General features: G+C 71.4%; 27 protein-coding genes and 1 pseudogene. 10 read left to right on the forward strand and 18 right to left on the reverse strand.

Features of this window, described 5'->3' with window-relative positions; genetic code table 11:
* Both KBY81_RS11760 and KBY81_RS11765 read right to left on the reverse strand, forming a co-directional pair.
* Positions 1 to 921 (reverse strand): annotated as a pseudogene (locus KBY81_RS11760) (serine/threonine protein kinase); the annotation flags it as partial.
* Positions 918 to 1,964: a cysteine synthase A gene (locus KBY81_RS11765; RefSeq protein ID WP_370515434.1), complete on the reverse strand. Its 1,047-nt coding sequence runs from the start codon at positions 1,962 to 1,964 to the stop codon at positions 918 to 920. The gene KBY81_RS11765 and the pseudogene KBY81_RS11760, both read right to left, overlap by 4 nt.
* A gap of 60 nt (positions 1,965 to 2,024) precedes the next feature.
* Between KBY81_RS11765 and egtB the strand changes: the two genes are divergently transcribed.
* The 5 genes from egtB to KBY81_RS11790 are packed head-to-tail and all read left to right on the forward strand — an operon-like array spanning position 2,025 to position 5,769.
* Positions 2,025 to 3,275, forward strand: a complete 1,251-nt coding sequence (gene egtB / locus KBY81_RS11770; protein ID WP_254976572.1) for an ergothioneine biosynthesis protein EgtB — start codon at positions 2,025 to 2,027, stop codon at positions 3,273 to 3,275.
* On the forward strand, positions 3,269 to 4,240 hold the full coding sequence (egtD, locus tag KBY81_RS11775) for an L-histidine N(alpha)-methyltransferase (RefSeq protein WP_254976573.1): 972 nt from the start codon (positions 3,269 to 3,271) through the stop codon (positions 4,238 to 4,240). Before egtB ends, egtD begins: the two co-directional genes overlap by 7 nt.
* Entirely contained in the window at positions 4,237 to 4,473 is a 237-nt protein-coding gene (locus KBY81_RS11780; protein WP_094584291.1) for a hercynine metabolism small protein, read from the forward strand. Before egtD ends, KBY81_RS11780 begins: the two co-directional genes overlap by 4 nt.
* Entirely contained in the window at positions 4,470 to 4,955 is a 486-nt protein-coding gene (locus KBY81_RS11785; protein WP_254976574.1) for a hercynine metabolism protein, read from the forward strand. Before KBY81_RS11780 ends, KBY81_RS11785 begins: the two co-directional genes overlap by 4 nt.
* Positions 4,956 to 4,968: 13 nt before the next feature.
* Positions 4,969 to 5,769: a YdcF family protein gene (locus tag KBY81_RS11790; RefSeq protein ID WP_254976575.1), complete on the forward strand. Its 801-nt coding sequence runs from the start codon at positions 4,969 to 4,971 to the stop codon at positions 5,767 to 5,769.
* A 29-nt stretch (positions 5,770 to 5,798) separates the two neighbouring features.
* Here KBY81_RS11790 and KBY81_RS11795 read toward each other — a convergent pair whose 3' ends face one another.
* The 7 genes from KBY81_RS11795 to KBY81_RS11825 form a co-directional block, all read right to left on the reverse strand.
* Positions 5,799 to 6,062 carry a hypothetical protein gene (locus tag KBY81_RS11795; RefSeq protein ID WP_035832975.1) on the reverse strand — a complete coding sequence of 88 codons (264 nt, stop codon included), beginning with the start codon at positions 6,060 to 6,062 and terminating at the stop codon, positions 5,799 to 5,801.
* 55 nt (positions 6,063 to 6,117) lie between these two features.
* Positions 6,118 to 7,620 (reverse strand): lysine--tRNA ligase, encoded by a 1,503-nt coding sequence (gene lysS, locus KBY81_RS11800; RefSeq protein ID WP_106222903.1) that lies wholly within the window; start codon positions 7,618 to 7,620, stop codon positions 6,118 to 6,120.
* A 69-nt stretch (positions 7,621 to 7,689) separates the two neighbouring features.
* Positions 7,690 to 8,592: a response regulator transcription factor RpaB gene (rpaB, locus tag KBY81_RS11805; protein ID WP_254976576.1), complete on the reverse strand. Its 903-nt coding sequence runs from the start codon at positions 8,590 to 8,592 to the stop codon at positions 7,690 to 7,692.
* A gap of 139 nt (positions 8,593 to 8,731) precedes the next feature.
* On the reverse strand, positions 8,732 to 10,063 hold the full coding sequence (locus tag KBY81_RS11810) for an ABC transporter substrate-binding protein (protein WP_396103679.1): 1,332 nt from the start codon (positions 10,061 to 10,063) through the stop codon (positions 8,732 to 8,734).
* Between the two features lie 12 nt (positions 10,064 to 10,075).
* Positions 10,076 to 10,687, reverse strand: coding sequence for a rod shape-determining protein MreD (locus tag KBY81_RS11815; protein ID WP_106222900.1), 612 nt, complete (start codon positions 10,685 to 10,687; stop codon positions 10,076 to 10,078).
* Entirely contained in the window at positions 10,687 to 11,427 is a 741-nt protein-coding gene (gene mreC, locus KBY81_RS11820) for a rod shape-determining protein MreC (RefSeq protein WP_015109777.1), read from the reverse strand. The genes KBY81_RS11815 and mreC overlap by 1 nt, the downstream gene beginning before the upstream one ends.
* A gap of 5 nt (positions 11,428 to 11,432) precedes the next feature.
* Positions 11,433 to 12,479 carry a rod shape-determining protein gene (locus KBY81_RS11825; RefSeq protein ID WP_043327022.1) on the reverse strand — a complete coding sequence of 349 codons (1,047 nt, stop codon included), beginning with the start codon at positions 12,477 to 12,479 and terminating at the stop codon, positions 11,433 to 11,435.
* Positions 12,480 to 12,638: 159 nt separating this feature from the next.
* Here KBY81_RS11825 and KBY81_RS11830 point away from each other — a divergent pair, with 159 nt between their 5' ends.
* Entirely contained in the window at positions 12,639 to 13,034 is a 396-nt protein-coding gene (locus tag KBY81_RS11830; RefSeq protein ID WP_015109779.1) for a single-stranded DNA-binding protein, read from the forward strand.
* 145 nt (positions 13,035 to 13,179) lie between these two features.
* Here KBY81_RS11830 and KBY81_RS11835 read toward each other — a convergent pair whose 3' ends face one another.
* Positions 13,180 to 13,836 carry a DedA family protein gene (locus KBY81_RS11835; RefSeq protein WP_254976578.1) on the reverse strand — a complete coding sequence of 219 codons (657 nt, stop codon included), beginning with the start codon at positions 13,834 to 13,836 and terminating at the stop codon, positions 13,180 to 13,182.
* A gap of 74 nt (positions 13,837 to 13,910) precedes the next feature.
* On the reverse strand, positions 13,911 to 15,353 hold the full coding sequence (ahcY, locus tag KBY81_RS11840; RefSeq protein WP_106222898.1) for an adenosylhomocysteinase: 1,443 nt from the start codon (positions 15,351 to 15,353) through the stop codon (positions 13,911 to 13,913).
* A 91-nt stretch (positions 15,354 to 15,444) separates the two neighbouring features.
* On the opposite strand from ahcY, the gene tsaE reads away from it, so the two are divergent.
* Positions 15,445 to 15,978 (forward strand): tRNA (adenosine(37)-N6)-threonylcarbamoyltransferase complex ATPase subunit type 1 TsaE, encoded by a 534-nt coding sequence (gene tsaE, locus KBY81_RS11845; protein WP_254976579.1) that lies wholly within the window; start codon positions 15,445 to 15,447, stop codon positions 15,976 to 15,978.
* Here tsaE and mutT read toward each other — a convergent pair.
* From mutT to mgtE, 4 genes are all read right to left on the reverse strand, one after another.
* Positions 15,941 to 17,068 carry an 8-oxo-dGTP diphosphatase MutT gene (gene mutT, locus KBY81_RS11850; RefSeq protein ID WP_106222939.1) on the reverse strand — a complete coding sequence of 376 codons (1,128 nt, stop codon included), beginning with the start codon at positions 17,066 to 17,068 and terminating at the stop codon, positions 15,941 to 15,943. The genes tsaE and mutT overlap by 38 nt on opposite strands.
* A 28-nt stretch (positions 17,069 to 17,096) precedes the next feature.
* Complete coding sequence (locus tag KBY81_RS11855; protein WP_106222938.1) at positions 17,097 to 17,858, reverse strand: putative 2OG-Fe(II) oxygenase; 762 nt, start codon at positions 17,856 to 17,858, stop codon at positions 17,097 to 17,099.
* Positions 17,859 to 17,922: 64 nt separating this feature from the next.
* Positions 17,923 to 18,876 carry an RpoD/SigA family RNA polymerase sigma factor gene (locus KBY81_RS11860; RefSeq protein ID WP_254976582.1) on the reverse strand — a complete coding sequence of 318 codons (954 nt, stop codon included), beginning with the start codon at positions 18,874 to 18,876 and terminating at the stop codon, positions 17,923 to 17,925.
* 247 nt (positions 18,877 to 19,123) lie between these two features.
* A complete protein-coding gene (mgtE, locus tag KBY81_RS11865; RefSeq protein WP_106222010.1) occupies positions 19,124 to 20,500 on the reverse strand; it encodes a magnesium transporter in 1,377 nt (458 codons plus the stop codon).
* Between the two features lie 79 nt (positions 20,501 to 20,579).
* Between mgtE and KBY81_RS11870 the strand changes: the two genes are divergently transcribed.
* On the forward strand, positions 20,580 to 21,059 hold the full coding sequence (locus KBY81_RS11870; protein ID WP_106222012.1) for a glutathione peroxidase: 480 nt from the start codon (positions 20,580 to 20,582) through the stop codon (positions 21,057 to 21,059).
* A gap of 1 nt (position 21,060) precedes the next feature.
* Here KBY81_RS11870 and KBY81_RS11875 read toward each other — a convergent pair whose 3' ends face one another.
* Both KBY81_RS11875 and gyrB read right to left on the reverse strand, forming a co-directional pair.
* Positions 21,061 to 21,396: a hypothetical protein gene (locus KBY81_RS11875; RefSeq protein ID WP_219904330.1), complete on the reverse strand. Its 336-nt coding sequence runs from the start codon at positions 21,394 to 21,396 to the stop codon at positions 21,061 to 21,063.
* Positions 21,396 to 23,354, reverse strand: coding sequence for a DNA topoisomerase (ATP-hydrolyzing) subunit B (gene gyrB / locus KBY81_RS11880; protein WP_106222016.1), 1,959 nt, complete (start codon positions 23,352 to 23,354; stop codon positions 21,396 to 21,398). Before gyrB ends, KBY81_RS11875 begins: the two co-directional genes overlap by 1 nt.
* 206 nt (positions 23,355 to 23,560) lie before the next feature.
* Here gyrB and miaA point away from each other — a divergent pair, with 206 nt between their 5' ends.
* Both miaA and infC read left to right on the forward strand, forming a co-directional pair.
* Positions 23,561 to 24,496: a tRNA (adenosine(37)-N6)-dimethylallyltransferase MiaA gene (miaA, locus tag KBY81_RS11885; RefSeq protein ID WP_396103680.1), complete on the forward strand. Its 936-nt coding sequence runs from the start codon at positions 23,561 to 23,563 to the stop codon at positions 24,494 to 24,496.
* 20 nt (positions 24,497 to 24,516) lie between these two features.
* Positions 24,517 to 25,098, forward strand: coding sequence for a translation initiation factor IF-3 (gene infC, locus KBY81_RS11890; RefSeq protein ID WP_015109796.1), 582 nt, complete (start codon positions 24,517 to 24,519; stop codon positions 25,096 to 25,098).
* 59 nt (positions 25,099 to 25,157) lie between these two features.
* Here the strand turns inward: infC and KBY81_RS11895 are convergent.
* A partial coding sequence (locus KBY81_RS11895) for a dienelactone hydrolase family protein (protein ID WP_254976581.1) occupies positions 25,158 to 25,566 on the reverse strand: 409 nt, incomplete at its 5' end.

A 25,566-nucleotide genomic window follows, 5' to 3' on the forward strand; every position in this document is an offset into this window, starting at 1 on the left:
GCTCGCCGCCTCGGCAGCGGCAGGGGCCGGTGGCTGCGGCGGCGGGGCGGCCGGGGCAGCCTCGGGCACCAGCACCACCGTGCGGTCGGCCCGCGGCACCGGCCCCATGCTGTCGGGCATCACCAGGGACTGGAACGCCACCAGGGCCTGGCCGGCGGAGGCGAAGCGCTCCTCGGGGTGGCGGCTCAGCAGCCGCTGCAGCTGGCGCAGCAGCTCCGGCTCGTTCTCCAGGGCCGCCGGCCAGCGCCACTGCATCGTGGCCGGATCGAGCAGGCGCTCCGGCCCGTCGCCGCTCAGCAACACCAGGGACACCACCCCCAGGGCGTGCAGATCCATCCAGGGCTGGGCGGGCTCACCCCGGGCCAGCTCCGGCGGCGCGTAGCCCGGGGTGGCCCCCAGCAGCCGTTCCCCGGCGGGGCCGCCGGCGCTGCCCCGCACCAGGCCGAAATCCAGCGGCACCGGCAGGCCGTCGCTGTCACGGCGCAGCAGGTTGGCGGGGCTGAGGTCCCCGTGCAGCAGGTCCTGGCTGTGCAGGGCGGCGAGCACCGGCAGCAGCTGGCGCAGCAGCAGCAGCACCTCCCCCGCACCGAACACCAGCTGGCGCTCGGCGCGCAGCTCCAGCAGCTGCTGGTAGGTGCGGCCCGCCTGCCACTCCCGCACCAGCCAGAGCTGGTCGTCGGCCTCGATCACGGCGCCGATGCGGGGCACCTGGGGGTGGAGCACCCCCTGCAGCCGCGACCAAAGCTCCCGCGCCCGGACCTGGTCCTGCTCCGGGCCGATGCGGCGCAGGGCCACGGGCGCATCGGCGGCCAGCTGGTCGCTCGCCAGCCACAGGTCCCCCTGGGGCCCGCCCGCCTCCGCCCCGAGACGACGCTCCAGCCGGTAGCGGCCGCCGATCACCTGGCCCTGGGCTGCGGTCATGGGATCAGGGCCGCGCCGGTGCGCTGGGGCTGCTCGAGGCCGCGGCCCGCCAACCACTCCCGGTCGTAGAGGCGGGAGCGGTAGCGATCGCCGCTGTCACACAGAACGGTGACGATGCGGTGGCCGGGCCCCAGCCGCCGGGCCGTCTCCACCGCCGCCGCCACGTTGATCCCCACTGAGCCCCCCATGAACAGGCCCTCCTGCCACAGCAGGCCGTAGATCGTGCGCAGGGCCATGGGGTCATCGATCCGCACCGCGTCGTCGATCGGCGCCCCCTCCAGGTTGGCGGTGACACGGCTGTTGCCGATGCCCTCGGTGATCGAGTTCCCCTCGCTCTTCAGGGTGCCGTCGGTGGCCCAGCTGTAGAGGGCGCTGCCGCAGGGGTCGGCCAGGACGCAGCGGACCCTGGGGTCCTGCTCCTTGAGATAGAGGGCCACCCCGGCATAGGTGCCGCCGGTGCCGGTGGCGGCCACCCAGGCATCCAGCCGGCCCCCGGTCTGCTGCCAGATCTCCGGGCCGGTGCTGCCGTAGTGGGCCCGCCGGTTGGCGAGGTTGTCGAACTGGTTGGCCCAGACGGCGCCGGGCGTCTCCTCTGCGATGCGACCCGAGAGGCGCACGTAGTTGGCCGGGTCGCTGTAGGGAACGGCGGGCACCGTGCGCACCTCGGCGCCCAGGCTGCGCAGCAGGCCGATCTTCTCCGCCGACTGGGTTTCGGGGATGACGATCAGGCAGCGGTAGCCGCGGGCATTGCAGAGGTGGGTGAGGCCGATGCCGGTGTTGCCGGCGGTCCCCTCCACCACCGTGCCCCCCGGCTTGAGCAGGCCGCTGGCCTCCGCCTCCTGGAGGATGCCCAGGGCGGCCCGGTCCTTCACCGACCCGCCGGGGTTCATGAATTCCGCCTTGCCCAGGATCTCGCAGCCGGTCAGGGCGCTGAGGGCATGGAGCCGGATGAGCGGCGTGCCGCCGACCGCCCCGCTGAAGCCCTCGGTGATCCCGGTGCTCATGCCGTCGCTGTGGGCTCCCATGCGGCTGGCCTTCTCCATGGCTGCGTGGCCGGATCGTAGGGAACATCCCTATGGTCGGCCCCAGAGAACGGCAGGACCATGGGCTCCAGGGCACACGCGCCGGCGGACATCACCTGCCTCCTGCAACGGCTCCAGGCGGTCCGCCAGCACAGTGAACGCCTGATCGAGGGTCTGGAACCGGAGGACCTCTGCCTCCAGGGCATGGCCGATGCCAGCCCCGCCAAGTGGCACCTGGGGCACACCACCTGGTTCTTCGAGACCTTCCTGCTGGAGCCCCACCTGCCGGGCCATGCGACCCCCGATCGCCGCTGGGGCCACCTGTTCAATTCCTATTACGAGGCGGTCGGCAGCCGCCACCCCCGCCCCGAACGGGGCCTGCTCACCCGGCCGGCCATCGGCGAGGTGCTCGCCTGGCGCCGACGGGTCGACGCTGGGCTGGAGACGCTGCTGCTGGAGCTGGATCGGGGCCCCGCCGACGCCGCCGCCCCCCTGCTGGAGCTGGTCGAGCTGGGGCTGCAGCACGAGCAGCAGCACCAGGAGCTGCTGCTGATGGATCTGCTCGACGGCTTCAGCCGCAACCCGCTGGAGCCCGCCTACGGCGACGAACCCCCCGGCGCCGGGGCAGCGGACATCACCGGCGGCTGGCGCTCCCACCCCGGCGGCCTGGTGGAGATCGGCCACGCCGGCGGCGGTTTCCACTTCGACAACGAGGCCCCCCGGCACCGGCAGTGGCTGGAACCCTTCAGCCTGGCCGAAACCCTGGTCACCAACGAGGCCTACGCCGCCTTCATCGCCGATGACGGCTACCGGCGGCCGGAGCTGTGGATGAGCGAGGGCTGGGCGCTGGTGCAGCAGCGCGGCTGGCGCGCACCGCGCTACTGGCGCGGGGAGTGGGAATTCACCCTGGCGGGCCGCCGGCCGCGGCACCCCCAGGCCCCCGTGCGGCACCTCAGCTGGTTCGAGGCCGATGCCTTCGCCCGCTGGAGCGGCGGCCGGCTGCCGAGCGAAGCCGAATGGGAGCTGGTGGTGGCGGAAGCCACCCGACCGGGCGGCCGCCCCCTGCCCCAGGCCTTCGGCGCCCTGTGGCAGTGGACCGCCAGCCCCTACCGGCCCTACCCGGGGTTCCACCCCGCCGCCGGCGCCGTCGGGGAATACAACGGCAAGTTCATGACCTCCCAGTTCGTGCTCCGCGGCAGCAGCTGCCTCACCCCGGCGGGCCACGCCCGCCCCACCTACCGCAACTTCTTCGGGCCCCACTGCCGCTGGATGGCCGCCGGAGTGCGGCTGGCCCGCGATGGCGCTGACGACGGCACCGGCACTCCATGCTGATCGACCTCCATCCCGAGCCGGCCGACATGGCCCGGCTGGTGGTCGACGGCATGGCCCGCCAGCCGAAGCAGCTGCCGGCCTGGCTGCTGTACGACGCCGAGGGCTCCCGCCTGTTCGAGGCCATCTGCGAGCAGCCGGAGTACGGCCTCACCCGCACCGAGACGGCCCTGCTGGAGGCGAAGGCGCCCGAGCTGGCCGCCGCCCTCGGACCCGGGGTGGTGGTGGAATTCGGTGCCGGCAGCGCCCGCAAGGTGGGCCCCCTGCTCGCCGCCCTGCGGCCCGCCGCCTACGTCGCCCTCGACATCAGCGCCGACCACCTGGCCCCCGCCTGCCGGGCCCTGCAGCAACGCCATCCCGACCTGCCGGTGCTCGGCATCTGCTGCGACTACAGCCGCCTGGAGCAGCTGCCCGACCACCCCGCCCTGGAGGGCCACGGCCGCCTGGGCTTCTACCCGGGCAGCTCGATCGGCAACTTCGATCCCGCCGGCGCCCGGGACCTGCTGCGCCAGTTCCGCCGGCTGCTGGGGCCGGGCAGCCGCCTGCTGATCGGCATCGACCAGCCCAAGGCGGTGGAGCGGCTGGAGGCGGCCTACAACGACGCCGCCGGCTGGTCGGAGGCCTTCGCCCGCAACCTGCTGACCCGGCTGAACCGTGATCTGGACGGCGATTTCCACCCCGACGACTTCTACTACCGGGCCTGGTGGGACGCCGGCCAGTCCCGCATCGCCATGGCCCTGGTGAGCCGCCGGGAGCTCACCGTGCAGCTGGCCGGCCGGCCCTGGCCGTTCGCTGCCGGCGAAGCCCTGATCACCGAGTACAGCCACAAGTACGCCCCCGGGGCCTTCCTCGCCCTGGCCGCCGACGCCGGCTGGGTGGGGGCGGGCCGCTGGAGCGATGCCGCCGGCGATTTCGCCCTGCACCTGCTGGTGCAGGCAGACTCGAAACAGCACCGGAGCGAGCCATGAGCAGGGAGGAGCAGCGTCAGTCCATGCGGGGGGTGCGCGAGGGGCTGATCGAGGAACTCGAGGACCTCTACCGCCGGGCCTTCGATCGCATCGGCGAGCAGGATCTGGGGGAGGGGGCCATCGCCCGGCTCACCCAGCTGCTGCTGCGCTCCCGGGAGGCGGCCATCACCCCCCTGCAGGAGGAGATCGAGGCGCCCCTGATCACCCGCGCCCCCGGCGAGCCGGTGCCATGAGCAGCAGCTGGCTGGAGGAACTGGAGGCGCGGCTGGATCAGCAGCTGGAGGGCTTCCTGCGCACCAACCCCCAGCAGGAGGAGCTGCTGCGGGAGCAGGCCGCCCGCGACCGGCAGCGGCAGCTGCTGGCCGAACGGGTGCGCCTGCGCCAGCAGGCGGAGGAGCAGCGGCGCGAACTGCTGCGGCTGGCCGAGGAGATCCGCCAGTGGCAGGAGCGCACCGGCCGGGCCCGGGCCGCCGGCGCCGAGGACCTGGCCGGCCGGGCCGAGCAGCATGTGACCGGACTGATGGACCAGGGCCGCCACCGCTGGCGCGCCCTGGCCGATCTGGGCCAGCGCTTCGCCGGCGTGGAGCAGGAGCTGGCCGAGCTCACCGGCCGTCCCCGCACCGGCGCCGCCTCCACCCCCGACCTGGAGGCCGACTGGGCCCGGTTCGAGGCCCAGCAGGAGCTGCAGGAGCTGAAGCGCCGCAGCCAGCGCTGAACCCCGCCGCCCCATGGGTTTCCTGCTCTCGAAACTGCTGCCGCTCGGCCTCTACCCCCTCGGCCTGGCCCTGCTGCTCCAGATCGCCGGCCTGCTGGGCGGCCAGCGCCGCTTCGGCCCGGTGCTCTCCGGGGTGGGCATCGCCCTGCTCTGGCTGGCGGCCACCCCCCTGCTGAGCCGGCAGCTGGTCTGGAGCCTGGAGGAGCGGGCCGCCCGGCTGACGCCGGCGCCGATCCCGCGGGCCGATGCGGTGCTGGTGCTGGGCGGTGGCCTGCGGCCGGCCCTGCCGCCGCGCCAGGGGGTGGAGGTGAACGAGGCCGGCGACCGGCTGCTGCGGGCCGTGGCCCTGATGCGGGAGGGCAAGGCCCCCTGGCTGCTGGTGACCGGCGGCAAGGTCACCTTCATGGCCAACGATCCGGCGGCCGGTGAGGCCCGGCTGGCCAAGGCCCTGGCCACCAGCCTGGGGGTGGCGGCCGATCGGATCGTGACCAGCGAAGAAGGGCGCAACACCGGCGAGGAGGCGGGCGCCCTGGTGCGGGTGGCCCGCCAGCGGGGCTGGACCTCCCTGCTGCTGGTCACCAGTGCCACCCACCTGCCCCGTTCCCTCGCCACCCTGCGCCGGGCCGCCCCAGACCTGCGGATCATCCCGGTGGCCTGCGACTTCCAGCTGCCCGACCGGCGTTCCTTCGGCACACCCACCCTGGCGGGCACCCTGATGGGCGTGCTGCCCAGCGCCGAAGCCCTGGTGCTCACCACCACGGCCATGCGCGAACATCTCGGCCTGCTGGCCTACCGGCTGCGGGGATGGATCTGAGCGGGACCGGACCGGGGCCCCGGGGCGGGCTACTTCTTGGGCGCCGGCGGCACCAGGCTCACGCCCTCGGGCGGCGGGGTGGGGTCGGGATCGGCGATGAGCATGTGCTGGAGAACGATCTCCGGACGTTCACTGTCCCGCCAGCGGATGCGATACGCGGGCATCTTGGTGCCCCGGCTGGTGGTCTGCTCCACGGGCTCCATGACCCAGCCACGGCGGGATCGCCCCTGGGGATTGCGCTTCACCACCGCATCGGCGTGTTGAAAGCGAAAACCGACGCGCTCACCACTCATACCAGAGCCCCGAGGGGGAGAAGGCCTACTGAGGCCATTATCCCACTGCGTCGGTTCAGGCCTTTTCGCGGGCCTCCGGGCGCAGCAGGGGGAAGGCGATCACATCCCGGATCGAGGGGCTGTCGGTGAGCAGCATGGCGAGGCGATCGATGCCGATGCCGAGGCCGCCGGTGGGGGGCATGCCCACCTCCAGGGCGTGGAGGAAATCCTCGTCCACCGTCTGGGCTTCGGGGTCCCCCGCCTGGCGGCGCAGCTGCTGCAGCTCGAGCCTGGCGCGCTGATCGAGGGGGTCGATCAGTTCGCTGAAGGCGTTGGCCGTCTCCCGCCCGACGATGAACAGCTCGAAGCGCTCCACCAGCCCCGGCTTGCTGCGGTGGGCCCGGGCCAGGGGCGAATTCTCCACCGGGTAGTCCATCACGAAGGTGGGCTGCACCAGGGTGGTCTCCACCGCCTGCTCGAAGGCCTCCACCAGCAGCCGGCCCACGCTGTCAGCGGCCTCGGGGGCCGCCAGGCCGGCGGCCTCCATCGCCGCCACCGCCTCGGCGCGATCGCCGAAGCCGCTGAAATCCAGGCCGGTGGCCTGCTCCACCAGCTCGTGCATGGTGACCCGGCGCCAGGGCGGGGTCAGGTCGATCTCGGTGCCCTGGTAGGTGATGCGGGTGTCCCCGCAGACCTCCAGGCAGGCCGTCGCCAGCAGCTGCTCGGTGAGATCCATCATCGTGTGGTAGTCGGCGAAGGCCTGGTAGATCTCCACCGAGGTGAACTCGGGGTTGTGGCGGGTGCTCACCCCCTCGTTGCGGAAGATGCGCCCCAGTTCGTAGACCCGCTCGAAGCCGCCCACCACCAGCCGCTTGAGGTGCAGCTCGGTGGCGATGCGCAGGGTCAGGGGCAGGTCGAGGGCGTTGTGGTGGGTGGCGAAGGGGCGGGCGTCGGCGCCGCCGGCCTCCGTCTGCAGGACGGGCGTCTCGATCTCGAGGAAGTCACGCTCGTCCAGCCAGCGGCGCATGGCGCTCACCAGCCGGGCCCGGCGCCGGAAGGTCTCGCGGGTGTGGGGCGAGACGATCAGATCCAGGTAGCGCTGGCGGTAGCGCTTCTCCACGTCCGCCAGGCCATGCCACTTGTCGGGCAGGGGCTGGAGCGCCTTGGAGAGCATCACCCAGTCGGTCACCTTCACCGACAGCTCGCCCCGGTCGGTGCGGCGCAGGCTGCCGTGCACGCCGATCCAGTCACCGCCATCCACCAGGGAGGTGATCTGGGCGAAGGCCTCGGGCTCCTCCGGGTGGGCCGCCAGCAGGGCGGCCTTCTCGATGAACAGCTGGATCGGGCCGGATTCGTCGGCGATGGTGAAGAAGGCCAGCTTGCCCATCACCCGCCGGGTCATCACCCGACCGGCCACCGCGACGTCAACAGCCCGCTCCTCACCGTTGGCCAGGTCGGCGTGGGCCTGCTGCAGCTCGGCGGTGCGGTGGCTGGGGGCGAAGCCGAGGGCATAGGGGGCCCGTCCCAGGGCCTCCAGGGTGCGGGCTTTCTCCAGACGGGTCTCACGCAGATCCGACAAGGCAGGCAGGGGGATGGAGAAGGATCGCAGCCATCCTGCAGGATCAGCCGACGGCGGACAGGGGGGGACTCAGCCGGCGGCGGCCAGGGTTCCCTCGCCCATGCGCTGGGAGGCGTAGCCCGTGCCGCGCACCGTGAGGATCAGCTCGGGGTTGCGGGGGTCGGGCTCGAGCTTGCCGCGCAGCCGTGCCACGTAGACGTCCACCACCCGCAGGTCGGCGGCCCGGCGCGGCGGGTAGCCCCAGAGCTGCTCGAGGATCTCGGCCCGGGGCACCACCCGGCCGGGTTCGCGGAACAGCAGCTCCAGCAGGCTGAATTCGGTGTAAGTGAGGGCGATGCGCTGTCCCTCGCGGGTCACCTGGCGGCGGTTGGTGTCGACCACCAGATCCCCCACCCGCAGCACGCCGGATCCCGTGGGCAGCTCGCGGGGCTCGCTGGTGGCGGCCCCCCGGCCCATGCGGCGCAGGATCGTGGAGATGCGGGCCTCCAGCTCCTTGGGGCTGAAGGGTTTGGGCAGGTAGTCGTCGGCCCCCAGGTCCAGCCCAGCCACCCGCTCGGCGATGGCATCGAGGGCGGAGAGGAAGATGATCGGCACGCAGGATTCGGCCCGCAGCCGCCGGCAGACGGCGAAGCCGTCCAGCTTCGGCAGCATGACGTCAAGGACCACCAGGTCCGGCTGCTCCTTGTGGAACAGGGCCAGGGCCTCCTCACCGTCCTCGGCGCACAGCACCCGGTAACCGGCCAGCTGCAGGCGCATCAGCAGCACCCGGCGCACGGCCGCTTCGTCGTCGACGACCAGCAGGGTGGCGATCGGCTGGGTGGGCTGCTGGTCGGAGGGAGGGGGAGACGCGGGCTGCTGAACGGCGGAAGCCCCACCGGAAGACTCCTGCAGATCAGCCCCGTCGGTGAAGGGGGAAGCCGCCGACGCAGAGGACGCAGAGGATGCAGAGGATGCGACCGATTGCGTGGGCATCGCTCCTGTCCGACCGGATGAAGAATCGCAACCATAACGCGACGCCGTTTCAGGCCGTGAACACGGGATCGGCTCCGGCAGCAGGCCTCTGGCCGATTGACAACATTTCTTCAGGGTGCCAGCCCCGCCGGCGGCGGCCTCAGGGCCAGCGGGCCTCGGCGTAGCTGTTCCACTGCCGCTCGGCCTCGGCCAGGGCCGCATCGCTGTCGAGCTGCCCCAGCATCGCCCGCTGCAGCTGGGTGTAGAGGATCGCCTGCAGTCGTTTCACCCCCGGGGTCGCCGGCACCAGCACCCGCGCGGCGGCCAGGGTCTCGATCGACAGCAGCCGGGCGCTGTGGACCAGGCGCTCCTGCCCATCGGCGGGCACCGCCGCCCGCAGCCGCCCCTCCAGGCTGGCCAGGGCACCGCGGGAGGAGGGCAGCACCCGGGCCTCCTCGGCGAAGGCCAGCTGGTTGGCGGCATCGCTGAGGAACAGGGCGAAGCTCAGCGCCTCCGGGGCCATGGCGCTCTGACGCGGGACCACCAGGTTCATCACCGCCACGTTGGCCTCGCCGCTGGCCCCGGTCAGGGGCGGGAAGGGGGCGGAGGTGGCGGCGATGCCGGGGGCGTTGGTCTGCAGGTTGCGCAGGAAATCCGGGCCGCTGGCCACCTGGGCCAAGTCCCCCGCCTGGTAGAGCTCGATCGCCCGCCGGTAGCCCTGGCTCACCACCTCCCGCGGCAGCAGCCCGCGGCGGTAGAGATCGCTCCAGAAGGCGAAGGCCCGGCGACCGGCGGGGCTGTTGAACGCCGCCCGCTGGCGGTCGTCGAGCAGCCGCACCCCCATCTGCACCAGCGCCTCCATCAGCTCGCCGGAGTCGTCGGGGACCACGGTCACGAACAGGGCGTAACGGCCGGTGCGGCGCCGGACGGCCTCGGCGTAGGCGGGCACCTCCTCCCAGCGGCGCGGCGGAGCGGCCAGGCCGGCCTTCTGCAGCAGCCGGCGGTTGGCGATCGTCACCCGGGCCGTCAGGTACCAGGGGATGCCGAACTGTTCGCCCCCCTGCTGGCCGGAGGTCCAGATGCCGGCCAGGTAGCGCTCGGCGGCATCGGCGGGCAGCAGGGGCGTGAGGTCCCTCAGGCCCCCCTTGCTGGCCAGGTTGGCGGCGAAGTTGGGGTTGAGGTTGACCAGATCCGGCGCGGTGCGGGCAAACACCGAGGCCAGCAGCTTGCGTTCCACCGACCCCCATGGCACGTCGGTCCAGCGCACCGTCACGCCGGGATGGGCCCGCTCCCAGGCGGCGATCACCCGCCCCATGTAGGCGTTGAAGCGGGGCGCCAGATCCAGGGTCCAGACGTTGAGCACCTTGCCCCGGCCGGGCGCTGGCGGCCGGGCACAGGCCCCGGCGGCGAGGGCGAGGGCGAACGGGGCGGCCAGCAGCCGCAGGGCCTGGCGGCGGGGCAGGCGGGACGGCCGGCTGGAGCGGGGAGACATCCTGGCCATGGCCTAGCGGCGCCAGCCGGAGCCCAGTTGCCGCCAGAGCAGCAGTTGCAGGGAGCAGAGCATCGGTGCGAGCAGGGCCGTGATCAGGGTCTGGGCAAGCAGAACCCGCAGGCCGGATCCCGCCAGATCATCCCAGCGCCAGCCCGGCAGGGCCAGCAGGGCCGGATTCACCCCGTGCTCCCGGGCGCTGCGGCTGGCCAGCGGTCCCGCCTGCTGGAGCACGTCCCGGGTGCCGATCCAGTCGAGGACGCCCCACTGCAGCATCAGGGTGAGGCCCAGCACGGCCGTTCCCAGCAGGGCGAGCAGGCCGAGGCTGAAGCTGCGCTGGATCGGCGCCGCCCGCCGTCCCATCCGCCCCCACCACCAGCCCAGCAGCAGCAGGGCGGGAATCTGGGTGACACCGCCGGGGTGGAGGGCATCCAGCAGCAGGCCCAGGGCCAGGCCGGCGCAGGCCCCCGAGAAGGGCCCGTCGCTGAGCGCCCAGGGCAGCAGCCACAGCACCGCCCAGCAGGGACCGACGCCGTCGAGGGCCAGCCAGCCCGGCGAGGCCAGGGCCAGCAGCGGCACCAGCAGAACCGTGGCGGCGAGCAGGGGCTGCCGGGTGAGCAGGTCCATCAGCGCACCTGCACCTGCACCCAGTCGAGGGCCGAGACCGGCGCGATCAGCTGCACCACCGCCTCCGGTGCCGGATCGGCATTGGCGTCCATGGTCTGGATCACGCCCACCGGCAGGTTGGGGGGCACCAGGGTGCTGGCCGGGGAGGTCACCACCACGTCACCGGGGCGGGCCTGGGGATCCTTCTCCAGAAAGCGCAGCAGGGGCCGGGCGGTGCCGATGCCGGTGAGCAGGCCGTGGTGCTGGGTGCGCCCCACCCAGACCCCGACCCGGCTGCTGGGGTCGGTGAGCAGGGTGACGGTGGCGGTGCTGGGGGTGACGCTCCCCACCAGACCGACCAGGCCACCGGGGCCGAGCACGGCCTGGCCGGCCCGGATGCCGCTGAGGGCCCCCTGGCCGAGCAGCAGCTGGCGCCACCAGCCGGATCCCTCCCGGGAGATCACCGGCGCCGTCACCCGGTTGGGATTCTTCTGCTGCAGCTCCAGGAGCGAGCGCAGCCGCTGGTTGTCACGCTCCAGCTGGGCCAGCCGGGCGCCGTCCTCCACCCGGCGGGCCGAGCGCAGCCATTCGGCCTGGGCGGTCCCCGGCCAGAAGGGCCGGCTGAGGAAGGCGTAGGCGTCGGTGAGCATGGCCCCCTTGCTGAGACGCACGGCCACGAGCGCCAGCAGCACCAGCAGCCAGGGCAGGAGGCGTCGCAGGGAGGAGCCGTCGACGAAGCGGAGCCAGCGCCATGCCGGCATCGGACTCAGGCCGTCTGACGGGCGAATTCGGGGGTGTCGAGCACGCGCTCAAGCCGGCTGTAGTCCTCCAGGACCATGCCGCAGCCGTTGACCACGCAGAGCAGGGGGTCCTCGGCCACATGGGTGAGGATGCCGGTCTCGTGGCTGATCAGGTCGCAGATGCCCCGCACCAGGGCACCGCCGCCGGCGAGCATGATCCCCCGGTCGACGATGTCGGCCGCCAGTTCGGGAGGGGTGCGCTCCAGGGTGCGCTTGACCGCCTCGACGATCACGTTGAGCGGCTCGGCCATGGCCTCGCGGATGTCGCCGGCCCGGATGTTGATCGTGCGCGGCAGGCCGGAGAGCAGGTGCAGGCCGCGCACGTCCATGGAGGTCTCGTCGTGGCCGTCGTCGGGGAAGGCGGAGCCGATGCGGATCTTGATGTCCTCGGCGGTGCGCTCGCCCACCACCAGGTTGTGGACCTTCTTGAGGTACACGCTGATGGCGTCGCTGAGCTCGTCGCCGGCCACCCGCACCGACTCGCTCAGCACGGTGCCGCCCAGGCTGAGCACGGCCACCTCGGTGGTGCCGCCGCCGATGTCGACGATCATCGTGCCCACCGGATCGGTCACCGGCAGACCGGCGCCGATGGCGGCCGCCACCGGCTCATCGATCAGGTGCACCTGCCGGGCCCCGGCCAGGCCCGCCTGATGCACGGCCCGGCGCTCGACGCCGGTGACGCCGCTGGGGATGCCGATCACCAGCCGCGGAGCGATCACGCCGCGGCCTTCGTTGCCCTTCTGGATGAAGCTCTTGATCATCTGCTCGGCGGCGTCGAAGTCGGCGATGACGCCGTCGCGCAGGGGCCGGATCGCCCGGATGTTGCCGGGGGTGCGGCCGAGCATCAGCTTGGCCTCCTCGCCCACCGCCAGGGGGGTGCCCCGCTCCAGGTCGATGGCCACCACCGACGGCTCCTGCAGCACGATCCCCTTGCCCGAGACGTACATCAGCGTGTTGGCCGTCCCCAGGTCGATGCCGATGTCGCGGGAGAACTGGAAACGGCGGAAAAACACGGGCAAGGCCTCTGGCAGCGGTCAATCATAGGTGGGGCATTCCCGGAGCCCCCCCGGGGAGCCGGCGGGTGTGACAACCGGGACGAAGGGTGGAACGGAAAGGGAGAGGCCCCCGATCGGGGTGCCGCATCATTGATCCATTCGTTCCAGGAGCACGCCATGGGCGTCAATTCCATCACCCTCGTCGGCCGGGCCGGCCGCGACCCGGAGGTCCGCTACTTCGAATCCGGCAGCATGGTCGCCAACCTCACCCTGGCGGTGAACCGCCGCAGCCGCGACGACGAGCCCGACTGGTTCAACCTGGAGATCTGGGGCAAGCAGGCCCAGGTGGCCGCCGACTACGTCCGCAAGGGTGCCCTGATCGGCATCATCGGCTCCTTCAAGCTCGACCGCTGGACGGACAGGGCCAGTGGTGAGGAGCGCAGCAAGCCGGTGATCCGCGTCGATCGGCTGGAGCTGCTCGGCAGCAAGCGGGACGCGGAGAGCGGCGGCGGCGGCAGCTTCGGCGGGGGCTTCGGTGGCGGTGAGCCCAGCGAGGAAGAAGTGCCCTTCTGAGCATTTCGACCGAGCTGTCGCCGCGGGGGCTTGTGCCAGTGGCCCAGCCGGGTTATCAAGCGTCCGAAGCCAGAGAAGGCGCCCCCCGGGGCGCCTTTTTTACTGTCCGGGGCGGGGCCGGAGTCCCTGCAGACCGGGGCTCCGATCAGGGCCGCTGGCGGCTCTGCTTCCAGATCCGCAGCCCCAGCCACACGGCCCCCGCCAGCACCGCCAGCACCAGCAGCACCTTGATCACCCGGGCGGCCGGCTCGATCCAGAGCTCCACGTTCGTGTAGCTCTCCCCCAGCGCCAGCCCCGCCAGGGTCAGCAGCAGGGTCCAGATCAGGCTGCCGGCGGTGGTCCAGATCAGGAAGGGCGTCAGCGGCATCATCTCGATGCCGGCGGGCACCGAGATCAGGGTGCGGATGCCGGGCACCAGCCGTCCCCAGAACACCAGCGCCGTGCCGTGGCGGCTGAACCAGCGGCGGCTGCGGTGCAGCTCCTGGGGGCTGATGCCGATCCAGCGGCCGTGGCGTTCCAGCCAGTGCTCGATGCGCTCCTCGTTCACCAGCCGGCCGATGCCGTACCAGGGGAGGGCGCCGAGCACGGTGCCCAGCAGGCCCGCCAGCACCACCGGCACCAGGGAGAGCTTGCCCTGCTGCACGAAAAACCCCCCGAGCGGCATGATCAGCTCGGAGGGAATCGGGGGGAACAGGTTCTCCAGGAACATGGCCGCGAAGATCGCGGCATACCCGGCCGCCGGGTTGGCCTCCACCGCCGCGCCGATCATCTCGGGCAGCTTCTGGACCAGTTCGATCGCCATCGGGCCAGCCGGATCAGAGGCGCCAGTCTTCCACGACGGCCCGGACGCTGCCAGCAGCGCCGGGCCGTGGCCGCTCAGTAGCGGTAGTGGTCGAGCTTGTAGGGGCCTTCCACGGGCACGGCGATATAGGCCGCCTGCTCGGGGGTGAGCTCGGTGAGCCTGGCGCCGATCCGGTCGAGGTGGAGACGGGCCACCATCTCGTCGAGGTGCTTGGGCAGCACGTAGACCTCCTTGCCGTACTGGTCGCCCTTGGTGAACAGCTCGATCTGGGCCAGCACCTGGTTGGTGAAGGAGTTGCTCATCACGAAGCTGGGGTGGCCGGTGCCGCAGCCCAGGTTCACCAGCCGACCCTCGGCCAGCAGGATGATCCGGTTGCCGCTGGGCAGGATCACGTGATCCACCTGGGGCTTGATGTTCTCCCAGGTGTACTGCTTGAGGGACGCCACATCGATCTCGTTGTCGAAGTGGCCGATGTTGCACACGATCGCCTGATTCTTCATGGCGAGCAGGTGCTCGTGGCGGATCACCTGGTAGTTGCCCGTGGCGGTCACGAAGATGTCCACATCCGCCACCACGTCCTCAAGACGCACGACGCGATAGCCCTCCATGGCGGCCTGCAGGGCGCAGATCGGATCGATCTCGGCGATCATCACCGTGGCGCCGAGCCCGCGCAGGGACTGGGCCGAACCCTTGCCCACATCGCCATAGCCGAGCACCAGGGCCACCTTGCCGGCCACCATCACATCGGTGGCGCGCTTGATGCTGTCGACCAGCGACTCGCGGCAGCCGTAGAGGTTGTCGAACTTGCTCTTGGTGACCGAGTCGTTGACGTTGATGGCCGGGAACGGCAGCTCACCGCTCTTCTGCATCTGGTACAGACGGGCCACACCGGTGGTGGTCTCCTCGGTGACGCCCTGGATGTTGGCGTAGATGCGGGAGTAGAAGCCCGGCTGCACCGCCAGCCGCTGGCGGATGGAGTTGAACAGTGCCACTTCCTCCTCGCTGGAGGGGTTGTCGAGCACCGAGAGATCCTTCTCGGCCTTGCTGCCGAGCACCACCAGGCCGGTGGCATCGCCACCGTCGTCGAGGATCATGTTGGGGGTGCCGCCATCGCCCCACTCGAGGATGCGGTGGGTGAAGGCCCAGTACTCATCAAGGGTTTCACCCTTGTAGGCAAACACCGGGATGCCGGCGGCGGCGATGGCGGCGGCGGCGTGGTCCTGGGTGGAGAAAATGTTGCAGGAGGCCCAGCGCACCTCGGCGCCGAGGGCCACCAGGGTCTCGATCAGAACGGCGGTCTGGATCGTCATGTGCAGGCTGCCGGCGATCCGGGCACCCTTCAGGGGCTGCTCGGCACCGAACTTTTCGCGCAGGGCCATCAGGCCGGGCATCTCGGTTTCGGCGATCGCCAGTTCCTTGCGGCCCCAGTCGGCCAGGCCGAGATCGGCGATCACATAGGAAGACGTTGCCTGAAGGCCAGCAAAGGCAGCCTCAGGGCTGGAAGGTGTTGCCACCATGCATGGGAAGCTCCCCGAAGGGAGGACGAAGAAGTGGAAATATCTGCAGAGACGCCGAGGCTTCGGGCTCGCTGGAGGGCAATCTACATCGATGGAATCCACGGACGCGATCGAGGTGTGCCATCTGGCGGACCCCGCCGCCACCGACGCCCTGGGGCGGCGGCTGGCGTCGCAGCTGCTCGCGGCTGGTGCCGCTGACGGCGCCCTGCTGCTGCTGCGGGGGGAGCTCGGGGCCGGCAAGACGTCCCTGGTGCAGGGGCTGGCCGCCGCCCTGGGCATCAGCGAGCCGGTCACCAGCCCCACCTTCGCCCTGGCCCAGCACTACGACACCGATGTCGGCTCCGACGCGGGCACCACGGCCCTGGTGCATCTGGATCTTTATCGGCTGGAGCCGGGCGCCGCGGCCGATGAACTGTTCGCCCAGGAGGAGGAGGACGCCCGCGGCCTTGGCGCCGTGCTGGCGGTGGAGTGGCCCGAGCGGCTCAGCTTCCGGCCGGAAGGAGCCTGGGAGGTGGCGCTGAGCCACCGGGAGGATGGCGAGGGCCGCGTGGCACGGATCACGCCGCCAGGCTTCAGGCCGCCAGGCGTCACCCCGCCGCCAGCCGCGCCTCCAGCGCCGCGATGATGCGGGCGTTGGCGGCCGGGAACGGATAGGACGAGAGCTCCTGGGGCGCCACCCAGCGCACCTGCTGGGAGGCCAGAGGCTGCGGCTCCCCCGAGCGCCAGCGGCAGAGATGCACCACGAAGCGCAGCCGCTTATGGCTGTAGGCGTGCTCGAGGGTGATCAGCTCCTCCCCCACCGTCACCTCGATGGCCAGCTCCTCGCGCAGCTCGCGTTGGATGGTCGCCTCGATCGCCTCGCCCGGCTCCTGCTTGCCCCCCGGGAACTCCCACAGCCCCCCCAGCAGGCCCTCCGGGAGCCGCTGGTCGATCAGCACCCTGCCGGCAGCGTCCGACACCACCCCCACCCCGATCACCTGGAACGGCACGGGCGGGGGGGTGTCCTTCACGGGGAAGCGGCCGGGGTCGCCGGCAGCGTAGGCAGCGCAGTGCGGCTGCCACGGGCAGGTGCCGCAGGCGGGCTGGCGGGGGGTGCAGACGCCGGCGCCCAGGTCCATCAGGGCCTGGTTGAAGGCGCGGGGCCGCTGGGGGTCGAGCAGGGTTTCGCTGAGCCGCCAGAACCCGGCCAGCTCCCGCTTCGGCGGGCCCGGGTGGGCCACCAGCCTGGCCAGCACCCGCTGGACGTTGCCGTCGAGGATCGCGAAGGGCCGATCGAAGGCGGAGGAGAGGATGCTGCCGGCGGTGCTGCGGCCGATGCCCGGCAGGGCCATCCAGCCCTCGAGCGTGCGCGGCCAGGGGTCGCCGTGGCCCGCGGCGCCGGAGGGGTAGGCGCCGGCGACGAGCTGCCGAGCCCCCGCGTGCAGCCGGCGGGCCCGGGCGTAGTAGCCCAGGCCCTGCCAGAGCATCAGCACGTCGTGCTCGCTGGCGGCCGCGAGGGCGCCGAGGTCGGGAAACGCCGCCATCCAGCGGTGCCAGTAGGGCAGCACCACCGCCAGCTGGGTCTGCTGCAGCATCACCTCGGCCACCCAGATCCCGTAGGCGGCCAGGGGCTCCCCCGGCCCCGGCCGGGAGCCGTCGGGGTGAAGCTTCCAGGGGATCTGGTGGCGTCCGTCCCGCTCCCACCAGGCCAACAGTTCACCCCGCAGGGGCTCGATCGGGCCCGGATCCGCCGGGGGCCGCGGCCTAGAGGAACCCACCCGGTCGGGGTCGGCTGCTGGAGAGGGACACATTGCCCTGGACGCCGCCCTGCCCTCCCCCCTGGGCGGAGGCCGGCGGCGGCGCGGGGCGCTGGGGCGGCTGGGGCACGGCCACCACGTTGAAGGCGATCGACCAGCGTTCCCCCTCCCCCCGGAAGGGGGGCACCGAGTGGGGCTGCCAGGCCGGGAACACATAGAAATCGCCGGGCACCGGCAGCACGTAGTGGGCCATGCCGGTGCGGAAGCTCTGGATGTGCCATTCCTCCGGGCCGTGGAAGCAGAGCTGGCCGTCGAAGCTGTCGGCCCGGATCTGGGGCGGCACCTGCAGGAACAGCACGCCGGAGAAGCTGCCGCCGTGGGTATGCGTGGGGTTGTAGTCGCCGGCGCGCTGGGCGTTGAGCCAGAGGTCGATCATCTGCAGGCCGTAGCGACCCGGCGTCCAGGGGCCCCGCCCCTGGGGCGGCTGCTGGTCGATCACGTGGCGGATCCAGCGCTCGCAGGCCGGCAGGATCACCGAGCGACAGAGTTCGGCGGCGGCGGGGTGGTCGGGGCCGAGCTCCCGCTGCTGGGTGAGCTGGCCGGCCAGTTTCACCGAGGCGTCGGGACTGCGCTCGGGCGCGGCCAGCACCGCCCTGGCCATGGCCTGCAGGTCGGCCAGCTGGGTCGGACCCAGATGGCCCTGGAGCAGGTAGCGGGGGAAGAGACTGATCACCTCCATCGTCGGGTCCTCCGAGGCTGCTGGGGGCATGCCGGCCATGGGAGGGGGAGGTGCGAGCGGTTCCAAGCCTCGCAAACGGTGCGCTTGGAGGGCCTCAGATGGCCACGTAGGCCTCGACGGCGTCGCTGAGGCGGCGCAGACCCGCCAGCCCGTCGCGCTCCAGATTCCGAACCCGGTCGCGGCTGATGCCCAGGATGCGGCCGATGCCGGTGAGGCTCATCGGCTCCTCGCCGTCGATGCCGTAGCGCATCTTCAGCACCCGCCCCTGCAGTTCCGGCAGCTGCTCCAGCAGCGCCCGCAGGTCCCCCTTGAGGCATTCGCCGTCCACCAGATCGGCGGGCAGCAGGTCGTCGCCGGCCAGCAGATCCAGCAGTTCGGTGTCCTCACCGTCGCCCACCTTCGTCTCCAGGCTCACCGGCTGGCGGGCGCGGCAGAGCAGGTCCTTCACCTCGTCCTCGGGCAGTTCCACCGCCACGGCCAGTTCGCTCAGGGTGGGGGTGCGGCCGAGCTCCTGGCTGAGCTCCCGCTGGCCCTTCTTGAGCTTGTTGAGGGTTTCGGTGATGTGGATCGGCAGCCGGATGGTGCGGCTCTTCTCGGCGATCGCCCGGGTGATGCCCTGGCGGATCCACCAGTAGGCGTAGGTGGAGAACTTGTAGCCGCGCGTGGGATCGAACTTCTCGACGCCCCGCACCAGGCCGATGGTGCCCTCCTGGATCAGGTCCAGGAGCTCCATGTTCCGCTTGGTGTACTTCTTGGCCACACTCACCACCAGGCGCAGGTTGGCGGCCACCATGCGCTCCTTGGCGCGGCGGCCGGCGTGCAGGCGCTTGCGCAGCACCTCCGGGCGCAGGCCCGCCGCCGCCGCCAGTTCCTGCTGGCTGGGATCGGAGCCGCCGGCGCGCATCTTCAGCTCCTCGCGCAGCTCCTCAAGGGTCATCAGCTCCTGGACCTGGCGGCCCAGGGTGATCTCCTGCTCATGGCTGAGCAGCGGCACGCGGCCGATGTCCCGCAGGTAGGAACGGACCAGATCGCCGTCCACCGGCGGCATGGAGCGGCCGGGCGAGGCGCGGACCACGGTCTGGACCGTGTCGGACACCTGGAGCGTCTCGGCCATCTGGACCGTGTCGGACGTCGAGGGCTGGGCGAAGGCGAGGGCGACGACCATGGATCCGATCCATAACTGTCTGTAAAGCGTAACATCACGAAGTGTGAACTCCTCTCAGAAACGGGAGTGGTCCACAAGCCCGTTCCGATGGGGCCCATGGGGCGTCGCGGCCCCCCAGCGCAGGCCCGGATCAGCCGCCGCCGAGCCGGGGCAGCAGCAGCTGGGCGGTCCTGAGGTAGATGAACACGCCCGCCACGTCGGTGGCCGTGGTGATGAAGGGGGCCGACATCAGGGCCGGATCCAGGCCGAGGCGGTCGAACAGCAGGGGCAGGGCCGCACCGGCGGTGGCGGCCAGGGTGGTGATGGCCACCAGGCTGATGCCCGCCGAGGCGGCCACCAGCGCACTGCCCCCCATGGTCCAGGCCCAGGGCACCACCACCACCGCCAGCAGCCCACCCAGCAGCGCCCCGGCCACCAGTTCCCGGCCGATCGTGCGCCATGGGCCCAGGGACTGCAGTCGCTGGGTGCTCAGACCCCGGATGACCACGGTGGAGCTCTGGGCGCCCACGTTGCCGCCGGTGCCGATCAGCAGCGGAATGAAGGCCGCCAGCAGCACCACCTGTTTCAGCACATGCTGCTCAGAGGCGATCACCGCCGAGGTGCCGGTGTTGGCCACCAGCAGCACCAGCAGCCACACCACCCGGCGTCGCGCCACGGTGAACAGGTTGCTGCGGAAATAGTCGTCCTCGTCACCCGCCTGCACGGCGCCGGCGGCGTAGAGGTCGCGGGTGGCTTCCTGCTGGATGACGTCGATGACGTCGTCGACGGTGACGATGCCCACCAGGCGCTGCTCCCGGTCCACCACCGGCACGGCCAGGAAGTCGTAGCGCTGGATCACCCGGGCCACCTCCTCCTGGTCGGTGTCGGTGCTGACGCTCATCACCTCCCGGGTCATCACGTCCCCGAGTCGGTCCTCCGGATCGGCCGTCACCAGATCCCGCAGCGACAGCATGCCGCTGAGATGCCGGGAGGCATCGGTCACGTAGAGGCTGTAGATGGTTTCGGTGTCCCGGGCCCGACGACGCACGATGTCAAGGGCCTGCTGGGCGCTGTGGAATTCCTTGAGGTCGATGAACTCGGTGGTCATCAGGCGACCGGCGGTCTCGGCCTCGTAGCCGAGCATCTGGGCGGTGACCCGCCGCTCCGCCGGGCTCAGCTCCGCCAGCAGCCGCCGGACCACCTTGGCCGGCAGTTCGTCGAAGAGCCGCACCCGGTCGTCCGGGGACATCTCCTCCACCAGTTCCAGCACCTCGCCGGAGCGCAGCCGTTCCAGCAGGCTCTGCTGCACCGAGCCATCGAGGTACTCGTAGACCTCGATGGCCTCGTTCTTGGGCAGCAGCCGGAAGGCGAGGGCCTGGAGCGTGCGCGGCAGGGTGCCGATCGCCTCGGCGGAATCCACCGGCTGCACGGGTTGCAGCAGCAGCTTGGCGCCGTCGTAGTTCCCTGCCTGCAGCAGCCCCTCCAGCTGGCGGGCCACCACCTCGGCGACGGCGGAGGCCTCAGCCATCGCTCCTCGGATGCCGGTGGGTACGAGTGTATGGGCTGGGCCGCTAGGGTCCGCGGCGTTCTCCCCTTCCCAGGAACCCATGGCCGTGAACGTGAGCGACGTGGTGGTGCGTACCGCCGCCGGCCAGGAGCGCCGGCTCGGTGAGTGGGCCGGCCAGGTGCTGCTGATCGTCAACGTGGCCAGCCGCTGCGGCTTCACCCGTCAGTACGCCGGCCTGCAGGCCCTCCAGGACCGCTTCGGCCCCCGGGGCTTCGCCGTGCTCGGCTTCCCCTGCAATGACTTCGGCGCCCAGGAGCCGGGCACCCTGGAGGAGATCCAGCAGTTCTGCTCCACCACCTTCGGCGTCGGCTTCGAGCTGTTCGACAAGGTGCACGCCACCGGGTCCAAGACGGCCCCCTACGACACCCTCACCCAGGCGGAGCCGGCGGGCGACGTGGCCTGGAACTTCGAGAAGTTCCTGATCGGCAAGGACGGCACCGTGGTGGCCCGCTTCAAGAGCGCCGTGGAACCGGACGGGGCCGAGCTGACCGCCGCGATCGAGAAGGCCCTGGCAGCCTGAATCAGCCGGGCAGCCAGCCCCGGCTGGCCCGGCCGTCGGCGGTGGAGGCCTCCACCCGCAGCCAGCGGCGCCCGCCGGGCTCCAGCCATTCCCGCAGCACCCGCAGCGGGGCGCCGGTTTCGAGGCGGACCAGCACCGGTGCCTGGCAGCGGGGGGCGCAGTGGAGGCCGAGGCTGCCGCTGCTGATCAGGGGCTCGGCCTGGCGCTCGCGCCGCCTCACCTCCGGCAGGCGTCGCTCGCCGCCGCCGGCGGGCAGGGTGGCGGGGGCCATCAGGGCGAATCCCAGAAGGGCGGCCCAGCGCCAGGCCGGCAGCGGCATCACAGGACGCGGGCGCATCAGATGTCGAGCTGGGCGAAATCCAGCTCGGCGCTGTGGGTCTCGATGAATTCCCTGCGGGGGGCGACCTTGTCGCCCATCAGGATCGTGAAGATGCGGTCGGCCTCGAGGGCATCCTCGATCTCGACCCGCTTCATCATGCGGGTCTCGGGGTCCATGGTGGTTTCCCAGAGCTGCTTGGGCATCATTTCGCCAAGGCCCTTGAAGCGCTGAATGTTGTAGTTGGCCTTCTCACCGAACCCTTCGAGCACCTTCTTGAGCTCGTTTTCGTTGTAGCAGTAGTTGTGGTTCTTGCCGCGCTCCACCTTGTAGAGGGGCGGGCAGGCGATATAGATGTAGCCACCCTCCACCAGCGCCTTCTGGTAGCGGTAGAAGAAGGTGAGCAGCAGGGTGCGGATGTGGGCGCCGTCGACGTCCGCGTCCGTCATGATGACAATGCGGTGATAGCGGAGATTCTTCTCCTCGAAGTCCTCCCCCTTGATGCCCAGTCCCAGGGCGGTGATCAGGGCCTGGATCTCGGTGTTCTTGTAGATCTTGGCGTCGTCGGTCTTCTCGATGTTGAGGATCTTGCCGCGCAGGGGCAGGATGGCCTGAAAGCGGCGGTCTCGGCCCTGCTTGGCGGAGCCGCCGGCCGAGTCCCCCTCCACGATGTAGATCTCCGATTCGCTGGGGTCGCGGGAGCTGCAGTCGGCCAGCTTGCCGGGCAGGGTGGAGCTCTCCAGCACCGACTTGCGCCGGACCAGTTCCCGGGCCCGGCGGGCGGCCTCGGCGGCGTTGAAGGCCTGGATGGCCTTCTCAAGGATCAGGTCGATCACCTGGGGATTGAATTCCAGGTATTCGCCGAGCGCCTCGCCCACGGTGGTGTCGACGATGCCGCGCACCTCGGTGTTGCCCAGCTTGGTCTTGGTCTGGCCCTCGAACTCCGGATCCGGCACCTTCACCGACAGCACGGCGGTGAGGCCTTCGCGGATGTTCTCCCCGGCCAGGTTGGCGTCGGCGTCCTTGCGCTTGCCCCGCTTCTTGGCGAAGGTGTTGAGGGTGCGGGTGAGCACCGTCTTGAGGCCCTCGATGTGGGTGCCGCCGTCGACGGTGCGGATGTTGTTGGCGAAGCCCAGGATGCTGTCGGAATAGGCATCGACGCACCACTGCAGCGCCGCCTCCACCTGGACGCCGTCCTTGGTGGCGTTGACGTAGATGATCTCGGGATGCAGCGGATCCTTCTCCGCATTCATGTAGGCGACGTACTCCTTGATGCCGCCTTCGTAGTGGTAGATCTCCTCGTGGGCTTCCCCGTCGGCGCCGGCGGCGGCGGCGCGTTCGTCGCGGAAGACGATGCGGACCCCGCCATTGAGGTAGGCAAGCTCCCGCAGCCGGGCCGAGAGGGTGTGGTAGTCGAACTCGATCCCGCCGCTGAAGATCTCGATGTCGGGCCGGAAGCGCACCGACGTGCCGGTGTGGGCATCGGGGGCGTCCTCGGAGGCGAGGGTGCCGATCGGCAGGCCGCGCTCGAACCGCTGGCGGTGGACCTGGCCCTGGCGGTGGACGGTCACCTCCACCCACTCGCTGAGGGCGTTGACCACCGAGATGCCGACGCCGTGCAGGCCGCCGGAGACCTTGTAACCGCCGCTGCCGAACTTGCCGCCGGCGTGGAGCACGGTCAGCACCGTCTCCAGGGCGCTGCGGCCGGTGCGGGGATGGATGTCGGTGGGGATGCCGCGGCCGTTGTCGGTGACGCTGGCGGAGCCATCCCCGTGCAGGGTCACCAGGATCTCGTCGCAGTGGCCCGCCAGGGCCTCGTCGACCGAGTTGTCGACGACCTCATAGACGAGATGGTGGAGACCCCGGGGCCCGGTGGTGCCGATGTACATGCCGGGCCGTTTGCGCACCGGCTCCAGGCCTTCCAGCACCTGAATCTGTTCGGCGCCGTAGGCCGCTTCGACTTTGATGGCGTCGCTCATTCAGAAAAAGGGCTCCCCAGGGGGCTGACAAGGGCGGCGAATCCCAGGGGCGGTGGGGCGGCAATGGGGCGAAGCGGCTCCCAAAGGACGCTGCGCAAAGGTCAATCTACCACCGCCGTCCCGGAGGGCCCCAGAGGCGCCTCTGAGCACCGATTCGGGCCGGGGGTGCAACCGCCCTCCGAGCCCGCCTCCGGCAGGATGGCCCGATCCCCCCGCCCAGGCCACCCGTGGCGCCCCTGGTGATCGCCCTGCTGGGCCCGACGGCCAGCGGCAAGACCGCCCTGGCGATCGAGCTGGCCGAAGCTCTCGACCTGGCCGTGCTTTCGGTGGATTCCCGCCAGATGTACCGCCACATGGACGTGGGCACGGCCAAGCCCAGCGCCGAGCAGCGGGCCCGGGTGCGGCACGAGCTGCTGGATCTGAGCGACCCCGACCGGCCCCTCACCCTGCAGGAGTTCACGGCCCTGGCCAGCGCCGCCATCGAAGCGGAGCATCGCCGCCGCGGCGTGGCCCTGCTGGTGGGGGGCAGCGGGCTCTACCTCAAGGCCCTGCTGGCCGGCCTGCGGCCGCCGGCGGTGCCGCCCCAGCCCGCCCTGAGGGCGCAGTTCGCCGCCCTGGGCCAGCCGGTCTGTCACCGGATGCTGCGGCAGGCGGATCCGGCGGCGGCCGGTCGCATCGCCGCGGCGGATGCGGTGCGCACCAGCCGGGCCCTGGAGGTGCTCTATGCCACCGGCAGGCCCCTGTCGGACCAGCAGGGCCAGTCCCCTCCCCCCTGGCGGGTGCTGGAGCTGGGCCTGGATCCGGCCGATCTGCCCCAGCGCATCCACCGCCGCACCGCCGCCCTTTACGCCGGCGGCCTGGTGGAGGAGACGGCGCAGCTGGTCGAGCGCTTCGGGGCCGACTGCCCCCTGCTGGAGACGATCGGCTACGGCGAAGCCGCCCGGCTGCTGCGGGGGGAAATGGAGCCGGAGGCCGCCATCGCCCTGACGGAGCGGCGCACCCGCCAGTACGCCAAGCGGCAGCGCACCTGGTTCCGGCGCCAGCACCATCCCCTCTGGCTGACGGATGGCGTCGCGGGCCCGGCCTCGGAGGCGGATGTGCTTCAGCGTGCTCTGGGGGCGACCGCGGGCGGTTTAAGGTGAAGGACTAACCGCCCCTGTGAATGCCTCCCCGTCCCCGTTTTGATCGCCGTGCTCCCGTGCGGGAGCTGCCCAACATCAACGACCGCATCAGCTACCCCAACCTTCGTGTGGTGGATGCGGACGGCAGTCAACTGGGAGTCATCACCCGAGAGGCGGCCCTCGATGTCGCCCGCGACCGGGAGCTGGATCTGGTCCTGGTGAGCGAGAAGGCCGATCCGCCGGTCTGCCGGATCATGGATTACGGCAAATACAAGTTCGAGCAGGAGAAGAAGGCCAAGGAGGCCAAGAAGAAGTCGCACCAGACCGAAGTCAAGGAAGTGAAGATGCGCTACAAGATCGATTCGCACGACTATCAGGTGCGCATCGGTCAGGCGGTGCGCTTCCTCAAGTCCGGCGACAAGGTGAAGTGCACGGTGATCTTCCGGGGCCGGGAGATCCAGCACACGGCCCTGGCTGAGCAGCTGCTCTACCGCATGGCCAAGGACCTCGAGGAGAACGCCGAGATCCAGCAGCCCCCCAAGCGGGAAGGCCGCAACATGATCATGTTCCTGAGCCCGCGCAAGCAGGCGGCCGGCAAGACGGCGGCCGCCGCGGCCGGCTGACGCGCTGCAGCTGAGCCGCCCTCGGGCCGAGATCCACCGGGCTCCTGGCCAGGTCCGATTCAGCCTCCCGCCTGGTGCCTTTCCGGTCCCAGCTGCTGCGCGAAGGTGTCCAGCACCAGCGACCATCCCGCCGCCGCCGAAGCCGGGTGGTGGTCGGAGCGGGCCGCGCACATGAAGCCGTGCCCCCCCTCCAGCACCTCCAGCCGGTGCGGCCGCCGGGCCGGCGCGGCCGCGGCGCGGGCGGCATTGGCCGCGGCCAGGGCCGTTTCGATCGCCGCCACGTCCGCGGCCGGGATCAGGGGATCCTCCCGGCCGCAGATGCACAGCAGGGTGCCGCCGATCGTCGGCACCAGCTCCAGGCTGGGGGGCCCGCCGCCGGGACGGCCCGAGGCCACGCCGGCCCCGTAGAAATCCACCGTGGCGGCCACCGCCGGCAGGCCGGCCGCGAGCAGGGCCACGTGGCCGCCG

The sequence above is a fragment of the Cyanobium sp. Lug-B genome, assembly GCF_024345635.1.
Lineage (GTDB): Bacteria > Cyanobacteriota > Cyanobacteriia > PCC-6307 > Cyanobiaceae > Cyanobium > Cyanobium minutissimum.

Bases quoted from the DNA above. Each gene is read 5' to 3' on its own strand.
- KBY81_RS11765 (WP_370515434.1), bottom strand. From the start codon at position 1,964: ATGGAGAAGGCCAGCCGCATGGGAGCCCACAGCGACGGCATGAGCACC.
- egtB (WP_254976572.1), top strand. From the start codon at position 2,025: ATGGGCTCCAGGGCACACGCGCCGGCGGACATCACCTGCCTCCTGCAA.
- egtD (WP_254976573.1), top strand. From the start codon at position 3,269: ATGCTGATCGACCTCCATCCCGAGCCGGCCGACATGGCCCGGCTGGTG.
- KBY81_RS11780 (WP_094584291.1), top strand. From the start codon at position 4,237: ATGAGCAGGGAGGAGCAGCGTCAGTCCATGCGGGGGGTGCGCGAGGGG.
- KBY81_RS11785 (WP_254976574.1), top strand. From the start codon at position 4,470: ATGAGCAGCAGCTGGCTGGAGGAACTGGAGGCGCGGCTGGATCAGCAG.
- KBY81_RS11790 (WP_254976575.1), top strand. From the start codon at position 4,969: ATGGGTTTCCTGCTCTCGAAACTGCTGCCGCTCGGCCTCTACCCCCTC.
- KBY81_RS11795 (WP_035832975.1), bottom strand. From the start codon at position 6,062: ATGAGTGGTGAGCGCGTCGGTTTTCGCTTTCAACACGCCGATGCGGTG.
- rpaB (WP_254976576.1), bottom strand. From the start codon at position 8,592: ATGCCCACGCAATCGGTCGCATCCTCTGCATCCTCTGCGTCCTCTGCG.
- KBY81_RS11810 (WP_396103679.1), bottom strand. From the start codon at position 10,063: ATGTCTCCCCGCTCCAGCCGGCCGTCCCGCCTGCCCCGCCGCCAGGCC.
- KBY81_RS11815 (WP_106222900.1), bottom strand. From the start codon at position 10,687: ATGGACCTGCTCACCCGGCAGCCCCTGCTCGCCGCCACGGTTCTGCTG.
- mreC (WP_015109777.1), bottom strand. From the start codon at position 11,427: ATGCCGGCATGGCGCTGGCTCCGCTTCGTCGACGGCTCCTCCCTGCGA.
- KBY81_RS11830 (WP_015109779.1), top strand. From the start codon at position 12,639: ATGGGCGTCAATTCCATCACCCTCGTCGGCCGGGCCGGCCGCGACCCG.
- KBY81_RS11835 (WP_254976578.1), bottom strand. From the start codon at position 13,836: ATGGCGATCGAACTGGTCCAGAAGCTGCCCGAGATGATCGGCGCGGCG.
- ahcY (WP_106222898.1), bottom strand. From the start codon at position 15,353: ATGGTGGCAACACCTTCCAGCCCTGAGGCTGCCTTTGCTGGCCTTCAG.
- tsaE (WP_254976579.1), top strand. From the start codon at position 15,445: ATGGAATCCACGGACGCGATCGAGGTGTGCCATCTGGCGGACCCCGCC.
- KBY81_RS11855 (WP_106222938.1), bottom strand. From the start codon at position 17,858: ATGCCCCCAGCAGCCTCGGAGGACCCGACGATGGAGGTGATCAGTCTC.
- KBY81_RS11860 (WP_254976582.1), bottom strand. From the start codon at position 18,876: ATGCCGCCGGTGGACGGCGATCTGGTCCGTTCCTACCTGCGGGACATC.
- mgtE (WP_106222010.1), bottom strand. From the start codon at position 20,500: ATGGCTGAGGCCTCCGCCGTCGCCGAGGTGGTGGCCCGCCAGCTGGAG.
- KBY81_RS11870 (WP_106222012.1), top strand. From the start codon at position 20,580: ATGGCCGTGAACGTGAGCGACGTGGTGGTGCGTACCGCCGCCGGCCAG.
- KBY81_RS11875 (WP_219904330.1), bottom strand. From the start codon at position 21,396: ATGCGCCCGCGTCCTGTGATGCCGCTGCCGGCCTGGCGCTGGGCCGCC.
- gyrB (WP_106222016.1), bottom strand. From the start codon at position 23,354: ATGAGCGACGCCATCAAAGTCGAAGCGGCCTACGGCGCCGAACAGATT.
- infC (WP_015109796.1), top strand. From the start codon at position 24,517: ATGCCTCCCCGTCCCCGTTTTGATCGCCGTGCTCCCGTGCGGGAGCTG.